General features: G+C 67.9%; 11 protein-coding genes. 2 read left to right on the top strand and 9 right to left on the bottom strand.

Annotation, left to right across the window (positions count from 1 at the left end; all coding sequences use genetic code 11):
- Position 1: 1 nt before the first annotated feature.
- The 5 genes from BCM27_RS24080 to BCM27_RS24060 form a co-directional block, all read right to left on the bottom strand.
- The gene (locus BCM27_RS24080; protein WP_004020480.1) at positions 2 to 1,456 is read right to left on the bottom strand and encodes a wax ester/triacylglycerol synthase domain-containing protein; all 1,455 of its coding nucleotides are present in this window, start codon (positions 1,454 to 1,456) and stop codon (positions 2 to 4) included.
- Complete coding sequence (locus tag BCM27_RS24075; protein WP_004020479.1) at positions 1,453 to 2,946, bottom strand: HAD-IB family hydrolase; 1,494 nt, start codon at positions 2,944 to 2,946, stop codon at positions 1,453 to 1,455. The genes BCM27_RS24080 and BCM27_RS24075 overlap by 4 nt, the downstream gene beginning before the upstream one ends.
- Positions 2,943 to 5,261 carry a glycerol-3-phosphate 1-O-acyltransferase gene (locus BCM27_RS24070; protein WP_004020478.1) on the bottom strand — a complete coding sequence of 773 codons (2,319 nt, stop codon included), beginning with the start codon at positions 5,259 to 5,261 and terminating at the stop codon, positions 2,943 to 2,945. Before BCM27_RS24070 ends, BCM27_RS24075 begins: the two co-directional genes overlap by 4 nt.
- 72 nt (positions 5,262 to 5,333) lie before the next feature.
- Positions 5,334 to 6,101 (bottom strand): oxygenase MpaB family protein, encoded by a 768-nt coding sequence (locus tag BCM27_RS24065; RefSeq protein ID WP_004020477.1) that lies wholly within the window; start codon positions 6,099 to 6,101, stop codon positions 5,334 to 5,336.
- 130 nt (positions 6,102 to 6,231) lie between these two features.
- Positions 6,232 to 6,435 (bottom strand): cold-shock protein, encoded by a 204-nt coding sequence (locus BCM27_RS24060; RefSeq protein ID WP_004020476.1) that lies wholly within the window; start codon positions 6,433 to 6,435, stop codon positions 6,232 to 6,234.
- A gap of 216 nt (positions 6,436 to 6,651) precedes the next feature.
- On the opposite strand from BCM27_RS24060, the gene BCM27_RS24055 reads away from it, so the two are divergent.
- A complete protein-coding gene (locus BCM27_RS24055) occupies positions 6,652 to 10,074 on the top strand; it encodes a serine/threonine-protein kinase (RefSeq protein ID WP_004020475.1) in 3,423 nt (1,140 codons plus the stop codon).
- 154 nt (positions 10,075 to 10,228) lie between these two features.
- On the top strand, positions 10,229 to 11,062 hold the full coding sequence (locus tag BCM27_RS24050) for an aldo/keto reductase (protein ID WP_033204264.1): 834 nt from the start codon (positions 10,229 to 10,231) through the stop codon (positions 11,060 to 11,062).
- A gap of 199 nt (positions 11,063 to 11,261) precedes the next feature.
- On the opposite strand, the gene BCM27_RS24045 is transcribed toward BCM27_RS24050, so the two are convergent.
- The 4 genes from BCM27_RS24045 to BCM27_RS24030 all read right to left on the bottom strand — a co-directional run bounded on the left by BCM27_RS24045 (position 11,262) and on the right by BCM27_RS24030 (position 16,048).
- Complete coding sequence (locus BCM27_RS24045) at positions 11,262 to 12,035, bottom strand: class I SAM-dependent methyltransferase (RefSeq protein ID WP_004020473.1); 774 nt, start codon at positions 12,033 to 12,035, stop codon at positions 11,262 to 11,264.
- A 73-nt stretch (positions 12,036 to 12,108) separates the two neighbouring features.
- On the bottom strand, positions 12,109 to 13,515 hold the full coding sequence (gene xylB, locus BCM27_RS24040; RefSeq protein WP_004020472.1) for a xylulokinase: 1,407 nt from the start codon (positions 13,513 to 13,515) through the stop codon (positions 12,109 to 12,111).
- Positions 13,512 to 14,987 (bottom strand): mannitol dehydrogenase family protein, encoded by a 1,476-nt coding sequence (locus tag BCM27_RS24035; protein ID WP_004020471.1) that lies wholly within the window; start codon positions 14,985 to 14,987, stop codon positions 13,512 to 13,514. Before BCM27_RS24035 ends, xylB begins: the two co-directional genes overlap by 4 nt.
- The gene (locus BCM27_RS24030) at positions 14,984 to 16,048 is read right to left on the bottom strand and encodes an NAD(P)-dependent alcohol dehydrogenase (protein WP_004020470.1); all 1,065 of its coding nucleotides are present in this window, start codon (positions 16,046 to 16,048) and stop codon (positions 14,984 to 14,986) included. The genes BCM27_RS24035 and BCM27_RS24030 overlap by 4 nt, the downstream gene beginning before the upstream one ends.
- Positions 16,049 to 16,160 lie beyond the last annotated feature (112 nt).

Below are 16,160 nucleotides of genomic sequence, written 5' to 3'. Positions count from 1 at the left end.
GTCACACCACCCGCCGGAGGGTCCCCGGCACCACCTCGTCGTCGGCGGCCAGCGCGAGCACCTCGCCGAATCCGGCGACGAGGCAGTCCGCGAACAACTCGAGGTCGGTGACCGCGGCCCCGTCGGAATTGATTCCGAGACAAGCCGTCCCGTTGTGGGTGATCATCGTCGCCATCATCGCGCAGCCGGGGAGCGGGCCGAAGGGGAACATCCGCTCCACCTTGGCGCCGGCCACGTAGGTGTCCCACGGGATACCCGGTACGTTGCTGGCCTGTAGGTCGTTCTGGCTGGTCGTGCCGCTGAACTGCATGAGAACCGAACCGGGGAGCCACGCCATGACCGACCCGAGGGTGTTGAAGATGTCGACTGCCGGTTCGTGCCGGGCGACGCGTACCTGCTCACGGATGGTGAGCACACGCTCGAACGGGTCGGCGATCCCCACCGGCCCGGCGAGTCGTCCCACCGCGATGCGGTTTCCGCCCGCCGGGTCCTCCGGACGACGCACCGAGATCGGGATGGCCACCGGCATCGTCTCGATCGGGGTGCCCATCTTCTCGTGATACAGGCGGAAGCCACCGACGAGCCCGGCCAGATACACGTCGTTGATCGACGCGCGGGTCGCCGTGGCGGCCGCCTTGAGGTCGGTGAACGGGACCTCGAATGCGCTGAAACGCCACGACAGACTCCGGTGTGCGAGTAGCGGTGAACCCGGGGGGCTGACCAGACCGGCCACGCGGGGGACCGAACGCCCATATCGCAGCACAGAACTCAATGCCTGCCGGGGATGCTGCAGGGCGCGGACTCCGCGGAAGGTCGTGTCCAGGCGATGGGGGATCCGACGGATCTCCTCGCCCAGCTGCCGGCGGAGCAGGTCGACGGGGGTGATGTTCACCGGGTCGGGACTCGGCGGCTGGGGTTTGCCCGGATTGTGTTCGCGGGTGGGTGAATGCAGCTGTGCGAGTCCGATGATGGCCCCCATGCCGTCGGTGAGTGCATGGTGGGCTTTGAGGAAATACGCGGCCCTGCCGTCGGGAAGCCCTTCGATCAGCGTGCCCTCCCACGGCGGGCGTGCCGCGTCCAGCGCGGTCATCGCGAGCTGTTCACAGGTGACAAGCAGCTCGCGCATGCTTCCGTTGCCGCCCAATCGGATTCGGCGCAGATGGTAATGCAGGTCGAAATCCGGGTCGACGGCCCAGCTGGGCGTACCGGTACCGAACGGCGAATCGACGACGCGCTGCCGGAATCGTGGCGCCATCCGGCTTCCCCATTCGTGCGCGGCCACGAGCCGGCCCCAGTCGGGCGCGCAGTCGTACACCTCGAGCATGCAGATGGTCCCGCGCATGCGCCGGTCGGTGTCGCCGCGCCACATGATGGTGTCCACCGAGCTCATGTGTGGCTCGTTCGCCCAGTCCAGCGGGCGGTCGACGCCGTCGGTTAGGTCGGTCTCGTCGCTCACAGCTGCCTCTCCTCGGGGACCTCGGTCGGTGGCCGGGCGTCGTCGTCGGCGAAGAAGTCCAGGGGCCAATCCGCCAGGGCGCTGACATACATCTGCCGCACCTCTTCGGCGCGGTCGCCGATCTCGGCAGGCGACCAGTCGCTGGTGTGCACCGGCGGCAGAACCATCACCTCGACGGTGCCCGGCCGGATGAGTTGCGCACCGCGCCACATCAACTCACCGGTGTTGCGGAGGACCACCGGGACGATCGGCACACCCGCCTGCATGGCGATGTGGAAGGGACCCTTCTTGAACCGGCCCACGCGGGGAGTGGGGGACCGGGTGCCCTCGGGTGCCACCACCAGGGACATCCCCTCGTCTCGCAGCGCTCTCACCGCCGGTGCCAGTTGTTCGATCGCGCGGCCGGGGTCGGCGCGATCGATGAACACCAGCCCGGCCTGCTGCAGGATCGGCCCGACGACCGGCACCCGTTGCACTTCCTTCTTGGCCACGCCGGTCGCCTCGGACCGGACCAGGTTGATCATCACCGGCAGGTCGAGTTTCGACTGGTGGTTGAAGAGGAACACACAGGGACGCGCCGACGTGAGGTACTCACCCCCTTCGAGGACCTGTACGTGGATCCCGGCCAGGGACAGTCCGACGTCGGTGCCGGTCGGCAGCGCCTCGACCAGGGCGGAGGGGTCGCGCCGGACGAGCCCGGTCGTGACGCCCACCGCGGCGGATGCGAGGAACGAGCTGTAGAAGGCACCGGTCCTGGCCAGCATCCCGAGCCGGTTGTACGTGGGGTTCTTCAGGTCGATGATCGGCCACCCGCGGGTCTCGGCCTCCGCCCGCAGGATTCGACGTGGTGAGACGGCCGCCGGGTTGCCCACCGATTCGAGGTAGGGGATGTCCTCGTTGCCGTCGCTGTAGGCGAACGAGGCGCTGAGGTTGATGCCGTGCTCGCGAGCGAGAGTCCGCACCGCGGCGGCCTTTCCGGGCCCCCAGAGCGGGCGTCCCCGGATGTTGCCGGTGACCACCCCGTCGACGACCTCGACGTCGGTGGCCAGCGCGAAGTCGGCCTCGATCTCCCGTGCGATGGGCTCGATCTGGAATCGGGTGGCCGATGATGCGATGACGATCGTGTGGCCCATCTCCCGGTGCGCGCGCAGGATCTGCCACATCTGCGGCCGCAACTTGGCCGCCGTCTCGTACTTGAAGAGGTGTTCGCCGAACTCGATCATCTCGGCGTACGTCTTGCCGGCGAAGGTGGGCCGCGTGGCATCGAGCACCTCCGCGTAGTCCTGCTCGGACACGACGCCGCGCAGACCGATGACGAGGAAGTCGGCGAGCTCGCCCAGCCCGAATTCCATGCTCCGCAACCGTGCCCGCATGATGGCGGCCGCGGAGAATCCCTCGATCAAGGTGCCGTCGTAGTCGAAGAGGGCGGCGACCTTCTTGCCGGTGGGCGCGGACCGGATGGCCCGCATGCGGTCGGTGAAGGCACTCACGGCGTGGCCTCCGCCCACACAGCGGGTTGGATGTCCTCGATCGAGGCGATCCGGGCCAGTCGCTCGCGCATCGCCTCGACCTCGTCGAGCCAGTCGTGCCGGGCGGCCGCGAGATCGGTGATGTTCTCGCCGTGGATCAGATTGCGGTTGTCGGCGAGCTGGTAGCACCCGTCGTAGATGTCCTTGGAGACCGAATCCTTGCTGCGCACAGCGCCTTGCAGCGACAGTTGACGGCCCAGGCCCAGGCAGTCGGTGATCAGCTCGTCCTTGTCGCGCGACGCCGTGCCGAGCTCCACGAGCTTGGTTGCGAACACCAGTTGGGCGTCGAAGAACGGCTGCAGTGTGCGTCGGGCCAGCAGGCCGCCGGTATGCCCGTGCAAGACCTCGTAGGTCCACTCCTGGGTCGGGGTGACGGCACGCCAACCCGGGGCGAGCAGGTCCAGTTCGAGGCCTAGGCGGTGCAGGAACTCGACTTTCGGCGGAAAGAAGAACTCGAACTTGAGCAGGTCCCGAATCCGCAGGGCCTCGCGTTGCGACGCGGCGAGCAGGCCCTCGTCGGCGACCGGACCGTCGGCCGCCTCGTCGTACCCGGTCGGGGCCTCGCCGGGCGGGACATCATCGGCCCGGACCTCCCCGTCGGCCACGGCGAGCATGGCGACCTCGACGATCGCCCGGTCGACGAAATGGTGCAGCGCGCCGTTGCGGTAGTAGGCGGCGACCGCGTGGTTGTCGGGCACGATGGACCACACCGGTTCGGACCCGCCCTCGTAACAACTCACGACGCCGTTCCCGGCGAGGACCCGAAGCGTCTGGGTCAGCCCGACCCCGCGACACAGTGCCGGATCCGGCCCGGGCAACTCGCGCCGGCGGATGTAGTCGAGCAGAGGCGCCAGGATGTTCTCGATCTCCGCGAGGGTGTAGGCCCGGTCCTGGGCGCCGAGGAGCGCGAAGCCGGCCAGCGAGGTGGCCGAGATCGGGGTGGCCGAGTTGATCTCGTCCATCACCCGGAACGCGACCTTCTCCAGTCGGGAGCGCCCTTCGCCGGCGTCGTCGAGAGCGGTCCGCAGCGAGATGGGCGTGCCGAATCGCACCCGCGCCTCGCCAAGATAGGCGCGCTGCGCCTTCGCGTAGCGCAGCAGCCACCCGACTCCCTCGGGTTTCTTTGTGCCACCGGCATCCTCGGCCGCCATCGCACCGATCTCCTGGAGCTGGTCGTACACGATCGACGTCGGCACGATCGTCACGTCGGCCTCGTCGAGTTGGCCCACGGCATCGACGACATAGGTGAGCAGGCCGAGTTTCGGCTTCCGCAGCTTGCCGGTCCGGCTGCGGCCTCCTTCGATGTACCACTCCAGATTGAAGCGCTTCTCGACGATGTAGGCGAGGTAGGAGCGCATGGCGAACTTGTAGACCGGGTCCGCGCCGAACTTCCGCCGGATGAAGATCATGCCGGCGCGGCGCGCGACCGGCCCCACCGGCCAGAACGACAGATTGTTTCCACCCAGGACGAGATTCGGTGGGAAATCGTTGGTGCGCAACACCTTGGCGAGGACGAGCGGATCGACGTAGGACCGGTGCGACGGCAGGAAGATCAGGCCGGTCGACTTGTTGAGGGTGCGCAGGGTGTTGAGGTTCTCCACGTCGACGGTGACGTTCCAGGCCCGCTCGTGCAACCGGTTGAAGGTCGCCGAGAACACGTCGTCCATGAGGCGGCTCTGCGTGGCGACGAAGGTGGAGAGTTTGTCGGTGGCCTCGGCGACCACCGCGTCGGTGGGCCGGCCCAGTTCGGCGGCGAGTTTCGCCGCGGACGTCTGGAATCGCGACGAGCTGCTGATCTGCTCGGCGACGAGCCGGGGGACCTTGTAGCGGTCACCGACGATCTGACGTTCGGCCCGCTCGGCCGAGACCGACGCCTGGAACAGGACGAACTGGGCGAACGGTTCACCCTGAGCCTGATGATGGGCGTATCGGGTAAGGAGTTCCTCGATCGTCGCGGGCGCGCCGGCGACGACGCGGAGACTGTCCGGCCGTCTCCTGCGGATGAGTGGTTGAACCGCGCCGAGCGGGCGTCGAGGATTCGACAGCACCAGCACGTCGCCGAGCGTGACCCGCCGCTCGCCCTGCCGGACCGCGGGCAGCCAGACCGCTCGGACCGGTACGAGCAGGGTCTCCGGCGCCATCGTGTCGAAATCGATGTCCGCCGACCGGGAGATCGTCGCATCCGGGTAGTTCGCCGCGGTCCACTCGCGTACCGCCCGCATCTCGCTTGATGTTCGGGCCTTGGTCAGCACCACCACGGGATCGGTCACCTGCATCACCCTCACGTCTCCTCGGGCCGTACCACGCCTCATTGTGACGTGGACTACATCGGGGAGGGCGGGTTTTCGTCAGGACGGTCGACGTGCCGCGAGGACTTTGGCGCGCACCTCGCCCGGCCAGATGTTGTGTGCCGGGGCGACCCTGTCTGCGGTCCTCAGCATCGACGCGGTGGTCGCGAGAACGCGCCGGTCGGACCGCGACGGCGTCAGTCCCAGGTGCCCGGCGGCCACGGGATGCTGGATGGCGCGCACAGCGGGCGTCGGAAGTGCGCGGAAATACCAATAGTCGGGCCGAAGCAGCTGCTCCCGGTACCACCCCAGACCCGGGTCGGGATCGAGTTCGGTGGCCAGCGCCTCGGTGAAGTAGTCCCGGAAGTCGCTCAGCGTCGTCGGCAGCGTGCGAGTGGAGATTCCGTATCGGCCGTACCACTCGCAGGTCTCGGCGTACAGCTGCTCGCGGTCGTCGGGGTCGAGTCCGTCGAAGAACACGTCGACACAGGTGAACAGCGCATCGACGTATGTCGCGTGCTCGAAGAGGAAGACCTCCGGGTTGAGTGCGTGGTAACGCCGGCCGTCGGGGCGTCGACCGTGAAAGTGGTCGTGGCTGTACCGGATTCGTCGCAAGGCGTCGAAGTCGTCTTCGTATGCCGACCGGATGATGCAGGGAGTCGTTCGCCGTTTGTGGACGTACACCCGATTCTGGACCATCGAGAACTCGTGGGTGGCGGCGGCTATCGACGGGTGCAACATCTGCAGGGACACGGCCCGGCAGATCGCCATGACGAACCGGCGGTCTCCCACGTAGCGCCAGAGCAATGAGTTCTCGTCGAGCGGCACACTCGTCTCCCGTCCGTACCAGACCGATATCTGAATACGAACGTTATCAGATTGCGTCTACGCCCCGGAGACGACGAAACGCCCCGTCCGACCTGATGGCCGAGTGGGGCGTTTCGCGAAAGTCAGGAGCTCAGAGCGCGCTGACGTTGGTAGCCTGGGGGCCCTTGGCACCCTGCTCCACGTCGAATTCGACACGCTGGTTCTCCTCGAGGTTGCGGAAGCCGCTACCGGTGATCGAGGAGTAGTGGACGAAGACGTCTGCGCCCTGGTCGTCGGGAGCGATGAAGCCGAAGCCCTTTTCGCCGTTGAACCACTTGACGGTTCCCTGTGCCATACTGCTGTACTTCTTTCTTCAGTGAGCAACCACCAAGACCGATGGCTGCGCGTCAACTCTGTCACAGATGTCGACGGTTGGGAAACGCAGGGGCCGAATTGGTGTGGCCGCTCGGTCCGGGGGCACTCCGCTCTGGTAACGAAAGCCCCGCTCCCGACGCATGCCTGAGTAGGCTGGACAGGGCAGCAGCCGATCGACACGCGATCGAGGCAGATCATGGTCGAGAACGATCCGTTGACCACACAGCGCGATGCCGTTCGCGACGTCGCAGGTGAATTGGTGGGTGCGGGTTTCGCCGACCCGGTCGAGATCGGGCGTGGCGGTTACGGAGCGGTGTACCGCTGTCGGCAACCGGCTCTCGACCGCGACGTCGCGGTGAAGGTGCTGACGGATCACCTCGACAAGGAGAACCTCGAGCGATTCGTTCGCGAGCAGCGCGCCATGGGCCGTCTCTCCGGTCACCCGAACATCGTCAACATCCTCGAGGTGGGTTCGACGCCCGAGGGCTTTCCGTTCATCGTGATGCAATATCACCCCCACGCGTCGCTCGACGTGCGCATTCGCAAGGACGGCCCTCTCGAGTGGCGCGAGATTTTGCGCCTGGGGATCAAGGTGGCCGGCGCCCTCGAGACCGCGCACCGTGCGGGCACACTGCATCGCGACATCAAACCGGGGAACATCCTCATCACCGAGTACAGCGAACCCCAGCTGACAGACTTCGGGATCGCGCGCATCAGCGGGGGCTTCGAGACCGATGCCGACCTGGTCACCGGGTCGCCGGCCTTCACCGCACCCGAGCTGCTCGCGGGCGCCGCTCCCTCGGTGACCTCTGACGTCTACGGGCTCGGCGCGACCCTGTTCTGCGCACTGACCGGGCATGCCGCCTTCGAGCGACGCAGCGGAGAGCAGGTCGTCGCGCACTTCCTCCGAGTGGCGAGCGAGGGGGTCCCGGACCTCGCGGCCGCCGGGTTTCCCGCAGAGGTGTCCGGTTGTATCGAACACGCGATGGCGCGCGAACCCGAAGACCGCCCCGACTCCGCACTGGCGCTCGGTGAGGAACTGCGGAACGCGCAGGGACTGCTCGGGGTCCCGCTCGACGAGATGGCGCTGCCCGCCGGGGCCATGGGGCCCGCGACGCCGACCACTCCGCAGCGGCGACGCACGACGATGAATCTGCCCATGCCGTCGACGAAGTTCCGGGCTCCCGTTCGGCCGCGGGCACAGGTCGCCAGGTCTCGGCTGCTGGAAACCCTGCGAGACGGCAAGTTGCGACGACTCACGCTCATCCACGCACCCACCGGCTACGGGAAGACCACGGTCGCTGCGCAGTGGGCCGAGAAGCTCGCGGAGGACGGCGTACCGGTGGCCTGGCTGACGGTCGACGACAGCGACGACGGCCTGGCGAGGTTCCTCGCCGACCTCATCGAGGCGCTCGGCCGGGCGGACCCGGACACGGTCGGGGATCTCGCGGCGGTGGTCGAAGAACACGGCGACCGCGCCGACGAGTACGTGCTGACGTCTCTGATCAACGATGTCCACGCGCGAGGACGGCGGATCGCGCTCGTCATCGACGACTGGCATCGGGTCACGGACGCGGCGGTCATCGGAGCAATGGACTATCTGCTCGAGCACGGATGTCACCACCTGCAGGTGATCGTGACCAGCCGGACCCGGGCCGGCCTTCCGGTGAGTCGCCTGCAAGTGCACGACGAGATCATCGAGATCGACATGTCGGCACTATGTTTCGATGCCGACGAGGCCGAGCGATTCCTCCGTGACGTCGCCGGGCTGGACCTTCGCGCCGACCAGGTCGCCGAACTGTGGTCGTCCACCGACGGGTGGGTGGCCGCACTCCAGCTGGCGTGTGTCTCCCTGCGCAGATCCGGCGAGCCGTCCGAGCTGATCGGTGACATCTCCGGACGGCATCATGCGATCGGTGACTTCCTGGCCGAGAACGTTCTCGGGGTCCTGGAGCCGGAGATTCTGCAATTCCTCTTGAAAGTGTCGTTGCCGGAACGGATCTGCGCCGACCTCGCGACAACCCTGAGTGGCGAGCCCCGGGGGCAGGCCCTGCTCGAGGAGGTGGAGGTCCGAGACCTCTTCCTCACCCGGGTGGACCAAGCCGGTGAGTGGTTCCGGTTCCACTCGCTCTTCGTCGAATTCCTCCGTCGGAGGCTCGAACGCGATGAGCCGCAACTGATCACACCGCTTCATCGCAAGGCCTCGGAGTGGTTCGCCCGGCACGGCATGCTCACCGAGGCCGTTGACCACGCGCTCGCCGCCGGTGATGCCGATCGCGCCGTCGAACTGGTCGAGACCGACGGCCGGTCGCTCATCGAGCATTCACGGATGACCACCCTGCTCACACTGATCGAGAAGCTGCCGCCGGTGACGGTCGCGGCCAATCCGATCCTGCAACTGCAGCTCGCCTGGGCGAACCTCCTCCTGCACCGGGCCGCGCTGGCGGAGTCGTCTCTCGAACGGGTCCGGATAGCCCTCGAACGATTGCCGCGATCGGACGCGGCCGCGGGGATTCGCCGCGAAGCGGATATCGCCGACGCGTGCGTACGCGCCATCTCCGACCGTCTGGACGGGCTCGACGAACTCGTGGCGAGCCTCGCCGAGGACCTGGAGGGATTGTCCCCGTTCCTCGTGTCGGCCATCCACAATGTCGGAACCCTCGGCGCCACCATGCGATTCGACTTCGACGAAGCCCATCGCTGGCAACAACGCGCGATCCCGGCGCATCAACGCAACACCGGTCCGTACGCGGTGATGTACGGCTACGGGCTCGACGGGCTCGCCTTCTTCGAGCAGCTCGACCTCGACCGCGCCGAAGCGTGTTTTCGTACCGGACTCCGGCTGTCACGCGAACGCGGTTCTCCGACACAGTCGCAGGGCGCCCGGCTCGCCTGCGCTCTACTCGCCGAGATCCTCTACGAACGTGGCCAACTGGAGGAAACCGAGCGTCTGCTGGACGAGAGCTTTCTGATCGGGGCGGCCGAGGGAGTCGTCGACATGATCGAGGCGCGCCACCTCGTCGGAGCGCGAGTGGCATTGTGCCGCGGCGATCAGGACACCGCGGCGCGGTATCTGGATGAAGCCGTGCACGTGGCCCAGCGTCTGGGCACCCCACGACTCCGTGCCCTCGCCGAGAACGAGCAGGTGACGCGGCGCCTCCCGACCCGGTTGCCCATCGTGCCCCGCGTCGATCCCGGCGCGGATGTGCCGCGTCAGGGCATCGCCGCGATCGTCGCGCAACTCGACGCCGAGACCGCGATCCGATTGTCGCTGGACTCCGACGTCGACCCGCACGCGTCGGACGCCGCGTGCGGGCGGGCGCAACGGTGGGTGGACGCTCTGACCGGGACCGGACGGCGGCGAGCTCTGCTGCGTGCGCAACGACTGCTCGCCGTGTGCCTCGGGGCTGCGGGACGGTTCGACGAGGCGTATGACCTCACCGTGACGGTGCTGGAGCAGTGCGCCGAGGCCGGGCTGGTGCGATATCCGTTGGACGGCGGCGACGAGTTCCGGCGGCTCGTCGAACACGTCGCCTCCGGTGTCCGCGCAGGTGAGCGCGCAGAGGCGGCGTCGTTGTCCCCTGACTTCCTCGACCGCGTGATCGGCGACGAGACGTAGGGCCGACGACCCATGGGGAATACCGGGACCGCCGGATCGACTTGAACCTGAACGTGGCCGCGGCCGGGCGCCCCGATGTCGGGCGTCCCGAACAGGTCGTAGCGGAGACCTGCGCGACCGACGTCTCCAGACCCCTACGAGAGGACAAGTGCTCATGACAGTCCCCACCATCACCCTCAACAACGGAGTCACCATCCCGCAGTTGGGTTTCGGAGTCTTTCAGATTCCGCCGGAAGACACGCGCGAGGCAACTCTGACGGCGTTCGAGGTCGGTTACCGGCACATCGACACCGCCGAGATGTACGGGAACGAGAAGGGCGTCGGTGAGGCGGTCCGCGATTCCGGCATTCCTCGCGACGACATCTTCATCACCAGCAAACTGAACAACGGCTTCCACGATCACGACGCCGCGCTGAAGGCGCTGGACGGCACGTTGGCCGACCTCGGCGTCGAACAGATCGACCTGTTCCTGATCCACTGGCCGCTGCCCGAGGTGGGCGACTACGTCCAGACCTGGAAGGCCCTCGAGAAGGCCTATGCCGACGGCAAGGCGCGCGCAATCGGCGTGTCGAACTTCCAGCAGGCTCATCTGCAGCGTCTCTTCCACGAGGCCGACATCGTGCCCGCGGTGAACCAGATCGAGGTGCATCCGTACCTCTCGCAGAACCCGTTGCGTGCGTTCAACTCCGAGCACAAGATCGCCACCGAGGCGTGGTCGCCGATCGCGCAGGGCAAGGTGACCGACGACGCGGTCATCACCGAGATCGCCAAGACCAAGGGCCGGTCGCCGGCGCAGGTCACCCTGCGGTGGCACATCCAGCGCGGTGACATCGTCTTCCCGAAGTCGGTCACCCGCAAGCGCGTCGAGGAGAACTTCGCCCTGTTCGACTTCGAACTCTCCGACGCCGAGGTCGCCCAGATCGACCGCCTGAACAACGACGAACGCATCGGCCCCGACCCCGACACGTTCAACTACGTTCCGGAGTGACCTGACGCTCCGTCGACCGTGCACCGTTTTTCGTCGGGTGGCATGTCCTGCTCCCTGAGGAGGCTCCCTGAGGAGCGAGCTTGCGAGCGTCACGAAGGGTCCGTCGGCTCGGTCACCGGACCCTTCGTGACGCGCCCTCCGCAAGCTCCGGGCGCTCCTCAGGGAGCAGAGCGGGGCGGGTGGGGGCGTTGCTTTCGCGCTACGGCCTGGTCAGCGAGGCGCGTAACTGGCTGAAGCGGAACAGTGCGGGTTCACCGACGACGTCGGTGTAGCGATCGACGACGGCATCGACGAAGTCATCGACCGCGCCGTCCGGCAACCGGCTCGTCCAGTCCGACGCCCCGACCGCGAACCAGGCGCGGAAGTCGTCGACCGAGTCGAACTGCCAGTTCAGGTCTTTCACCGTCAGGTCGTCGACGGTGAAGCCGGCGTCGGTGGCCAGTTCCCCGAACCGAGGTGGCTCCACATGGACGTACGGCGCGTCGAAGCCGTCGAAGTGGCGCTGCCACTCCGGTTGCGCCGCGACTTGCATGGCGACGTCCTCGATGCTGGGTCGGTCGGTTGCGCACACCATCTGCAGTACCGCCCGGCCCCCGTCGACGAGGCTCCGGGCGATTCCGCGCAGGGCGGCGCCCTGATCGTGGACCCAGTGAAGGGCGTTGAACGACACCGCGATGTCGAAGTCGTCGTCGAACGGCAGGGCGAGGACGTCGTCGACGTGGAACTGCACGCGCAGGTTGTCGGCCGGCACACGGTCCAGCGCGCGTTCGATCATCCGCCGCGAAGCGTCGACGCCCACAACAGTTCCCGACGGAAGCCGATCGGCCAGCAGCATCGTGATGAAGCCGTCGCCGCATCCGACATCCAGGAGTCGCTCGGTGCCGGCGAGTTCCAGATCCCCGATCGAGTCCTCGGCGACCATGCGCTGCAACGCGCTCACGTCCGCGTAACGCTCGCCGTCCCAATCGACCATCGCGCACTCCTCGGTTGTCCGACCTGCGGGTCATTGTCCCCGGTGCGACCGCTCGGCGCGCGACTTCGGCGTATCAGCCGGACGACCCCTGCGCGTGCGCGACCATCCGCGCGGCCTCGCGGTACCGGGCGTACACCTCGGGAGTGGGTGGTCCGGTGAGCGTGTGGGTCGGAGACTCCCACACGGGGAGTTCGCCGGTCAGCGCCCAGGTTGCTTGACGCGCCGCACCGAGCGCCACGTGTTCGCCGTCGGCGGGTACGACGACCTCGCCGCCGAACAAGCCCGGCGCGATCTCGCGGACCGCTGCCGATTTCGCGCCACCCCCGGTGAGCAACACCCGATCGACCCCGACGCCCTGCCCCTCGATCTGCTCGCGGCAGAAGACCAGCGACGAGATGAGACCTTCGACGGCTGCTCGCGCGATCGAGGCCGGCGTGAAATTGGCGGAGGTCAGGCCCGCCAGTGTGCCGGTCGCCTGGGGAAGGTTCGGTGACCGTTCGCCGGCGAGGTACGGCACCATCGTGACGCCACCCGCGCCCGGCTCGGCCGACATCGCCAACCGCGCGAACGCGGCCAGGTCCACGCCGAGCATCGTCGCGGTCGCCGACAGCACCGGTGCGCCGTTGAGCGTGCAGACCAGCGGCAGGTGACGCCCCGTCGCGTCGGCGAACCCGGCCACCAGACCTGACGGGTCATCCGGCGCCACGTCGCCGACGGCACTGACCACGCCCGACGTCCCCAGGGACACGACCGCATCTCCGGGCCCGGCATGCAATCCCAGTGCGGCTGAGGCGTTGTCACCGGCCCCCGCGCCCACGACGGCCCCCGACGGGGTGGTCCCGGCCCGCTCTGCGGGGCCGAGTACGCGGGGGAGCAGCGGCCGTCGACCCCGAAACGCTCTCTCCAGCAGATCGACTCGGTACTCACCAGCCGCTGCGCTGAAGTAGCCGGTTCCCGAGGCGTCGCTTCGGTCGGTGATCAGTTCACCGATGTCGGTGCTCCCGCGCAGGCGCCAGGTGAGCCAGTCATGGGGTAGGCAGACCGCCGCGGTGGCGTCGGCGTGCTCGGGCTCGTGGTCTGCCAGCCAGCGGAGCTTGGTCGCGGTGATCGATGCCACCGGTACCACACCGACCGAGCGTGCCCAGGATTGCGGGCCGCCCAGTTCGGCGACGAGGGCGGTCGCGCTCGGTGCGGAGCGGGTGTCGTTCCACAGCAACGCGTCTCGGACGACGCGCCCCGCCTCGTCCAGGCACACCATGCCGTGCTGCTGGCCCGCGACCGAGACCGCCGCGACGTCCTCGAGCCCGCCGGCCTCGCTCGCCGCCGAACACAGTGCGTCCCACCAGTGATCCGGGTGCACCTCGGTCCCGGGAGGATGTGGTGCCTGCCCGGCGCGCACCACCCGTCCGGTGACGGCATCGCACACGACGACCTTGCACGACTGCGTCGACGAATCGATCCCGGCGACCAGCGTCGTCATGCGAGCAGACCGGCGAGCGTGGCACGAGCGCCCCTGCTGCGCAACGACTCCAGCGCGGACAGGTACGGCTCCGTGAACAACGGCTTTTCCGCGAGAGTCCCGAACAGGTCGGGATCGGCGACGAATGCGAGGGGATTGGTCCGTGAGCGCTGCGCTCGCGGAACGAGATCGGCCGCAAGAGGATCGACGACGTCGATCGGGTCGCCTGCCTCGTCGACGCCCTCGGCGTACCGGGTCCAGCTCGCCACGACCGCGGCGGCCAGGTCGCTTCGCTGATCCTGCTCGAGGCGCTCGCGGATGACCGGCACCAGCCACTTCGGGATGCGGTCGGACGAGTCCTGGCAGAGGCGGGCGATGGTGTCGGCAATCGCGGGGTTGGCGAATCGTTCGAGCAGGGTGTCGATGTAGGTGTCGACGTCCACGCCGGGGAGGGGGCGGAGCGTGGTCGCTCCCTCTTCGGTCATGTAGCGACGCAGCAGAGTACGGATGTCGGGGTCGGAAGCGGCGTCGTGGACGTAGCGGTACCCGAGCAGATAACCGAAGTAGCACAGCGCCTGGTGGCCAGCGTTGAGCAGTCGCAGTTTCATCAGCTCGTAGGGGGTCACGTCGTCGACGACCTGGACCCCCACCTTCTCCAGCGCCGGACGTCCCATCGCGAAGTCGTCCTCGAGGACCCATTGGGTGAACGGTTCGGCGACGACCGGCCAGTTGTCGACGATGCCGGTGCGATCCTCGACCTCGTCGGCCAGGTCGGGCGGCGTCGCCGGGGTGATCCGATCGACCATCGAGTTCGGGAAGCGCGTGTTGTCCTCTATCCACCCCGCGAGTTCCGGGTCGCGCAACCGGGCGTAGGCGAGAAAGGTCGAACGGGCCATGTGGCCGTTGCCCTCGATGTTGTCGCAGGACATCACCGTGAACGACGGTGTCCCGCGTTCGCGGCGTCGAGCCAGCGCTTCGGTCACCAGTCCGAACACGGTGCGTGGCGGCGCACTCGCCTCGAGGTCGGCGACGATGTCCGGGTTCGTGGCGTCGAACTCGCCGGTCGACGGTGAGAAGTTGTAACCGCCCTCGGTGACGGTCAATGAGACGATCCGCGTCGCCGGGTCACTCAACCGGTCGATCACCTTCTCGGGATCGTCCGGTGCGTACAGATAGTCGACGATCGAGCCGACGACCGAGGTCTCCACGGCGCCGTCGGGATGCTTGAGGGTGAGGGTGAACAGTCCGTCCTGTGGGACGAGGGCGTCCCGCATGGCGGCGTCGGCGGTGCGGACACCGACCCCGCAGATGCCCCAGTCGTTCGCCGACGGGTCGGCGGCGAGAAGGCGGTCGAGGTACATCGCCTGGTGCGCGCGATGAAAGGCGCCGACACCGAAGTGGACGATCCCCGGGGTCACCGCCGCGCGATCGAACGCGGGCGTGTCGACGCCATCGAGCCGCGGCAACGTCTCGTCGGTCAGCGATGTGCTCATCGGCGGGTTCCCTCCGGCCGGGTCGTGACGGTCTCGGCATCGTCGTCCGAGTTCGGTTCGTAGCGCGAGATGGCCGGGTAGACCACCGCTTTGATGTTCCCGGGAACGCGATCGGCGTTGAGCGCGTCCGTCAGTTCGTCGAGGCCGAACCGCGCGGTCACCATGGCATCGAGATCCACTGCTCCCGTCCGGGCCAGGGCCAGTGCGGTCGGCCACGTGTTGGCGTAGCGGAACACCCCGGTCACGACCAGTTCGCGATTCTGGATGAGCGAGATCGGGAGTTCCATGGTGTCGGCGCCCATGCCGACCAGGATCACACGTCCGCCGGGGCGAACCCGCGACAGGCCTTCTCGGACCGCGCCGGCGACTCCGCTCGCGTCGACGAACGCATCCACCCGTTCGATCTCCGTGCCGGGTGTGATCAGCGTCGTCGCGCCGAAATCCCGCGCGCGCAGACGGCGTTGCTCGTCCGGCTCGCTCACGACGATGCGCGCGAGACCGGACGCCCGCGCGACCTGGGCGACCATCAGGCCGATCGGTCCGGCGCCGGCGATCAGCACGGAGCCACCGGCTGCGACCTCGGCCTTGCGCATGGCGGCGATGCCCACGGAGAGGGGCTCGAACAGGGCGGCCGCCTCGTCCGAGACCCCAGGAGGTACCGCATGAGCGAAATCGGCTCCGATGGTGACGAATTCGGCGAAAGCGCCGTCGACCGGGGGTGTCGCATAGAACCGCATCCGCGGGCACAGGTGGTAGTCACCGCGCTTGCTCTCCGGCGTGGTCGGGTCGGGACGTTGCGGCTCGATCGAGACCCGCTCGCCGATCCGGGCCCGGTCGACGCCGTTCCCGACGGCGACGATCACTCCGGCGGCTTCGTGGCCGAGAACGAGCGGATCGCGGACCACGTACTCACCGATCCGTCCGTGGCGGAGGTAGTGGGTGTCCGAGCCGCATACGCCCACTGCGCGAACGGCCACCGTGACGTCGCCGGCTCCGGGTTCGGGTGACCGGCGACGTTCGGTGGTCACCGTCAGGTCGGGGTGCAGTACGCCGGCGCGCATGTCGTCCGGTATGCGGGATAAGCGGCGATCGACTGTTGCGTGGGTCACACCCAGATGCTAGCTTATTGAGCATATTGACCGCCAGTGAGCAGATGCTCACCACCACGGCTCG

Origin of the sequence: Gordonia terrae (assembly GCF_001698225.1) — a bacterium.
GTDB classification, from domain to species: domain Bacteria; phylum Actinomycetota; class Actinomycetes; order Mycobacteriales; family Mycobacteriaceae; genus Gordonia; species Gordonia terrae.
The sequence above is the reverse complement of the archived record's forward strand: the minus strand, read 5'-3'. Positions and strand labels throughout refer to the sequence as shown.

Excerpts from the sequence above, each read along its gene's own strand:
- BCM27_RS24070 (WP_004020478.1), bottom strand. The coding sequence starts at position 5,261 with ATGCAGGTGACCGATCCCGTGGTGGTGCTGACCAAGGCCCGAACATCA.
- BCM27_RS24060 (WP_004020476.1), bottom strand. The coding sequence starts at position 6,435 with ATGGCACAGGGAACCGTCAAGTGGTTCAACGGCGAAAAGGGCTTCGGC.
- BCM27_RS24055 (WP_004020475.1), top strand. The coding sequence starts at position 6,652 with ATGGTCGAGAACGATCCGTTGACCACACAGCGCGATGCCGTTCGCGAC.
- BCM27_RS24050 (WP_033204264.1), top strand. The coding sequence starts at position 10,229 with ATGACAGTCCCCACCATCACCCTCAACAACGGAGTCACCATCCCGCAG.
- BCM27_RS24045 (WP_004020473.1), bottom strand. The coding sequence starts at position 12,035 with ATGGTCGATTGGGACGGCGAGCGTTACGCGGACGTGAGCGCGTTGCAG.
- xylB (WP_004020472.1), bottom strand. The coding sequence starts at position 13,515 with ATGACGACGCTGGTCGCCGGGATCGATTCGTCGACGCAGTCGTGCAAG.
- BCM27_RS24035 (WP_004020471.1), bottom strand. The coding sequence starts at position 14,987 with ATGAGCACATCGCTGACCGACGAGACGTTGCCGCGGCTCGATGGCGTC.
- BCM27_RS24030 (WP_004020470.1), bottom strand. The coding sequence starts at position 16,048 with ATGCGCGCCGGCGTACTGCACCCCGACCTGACGGTGACCACCGAACGT.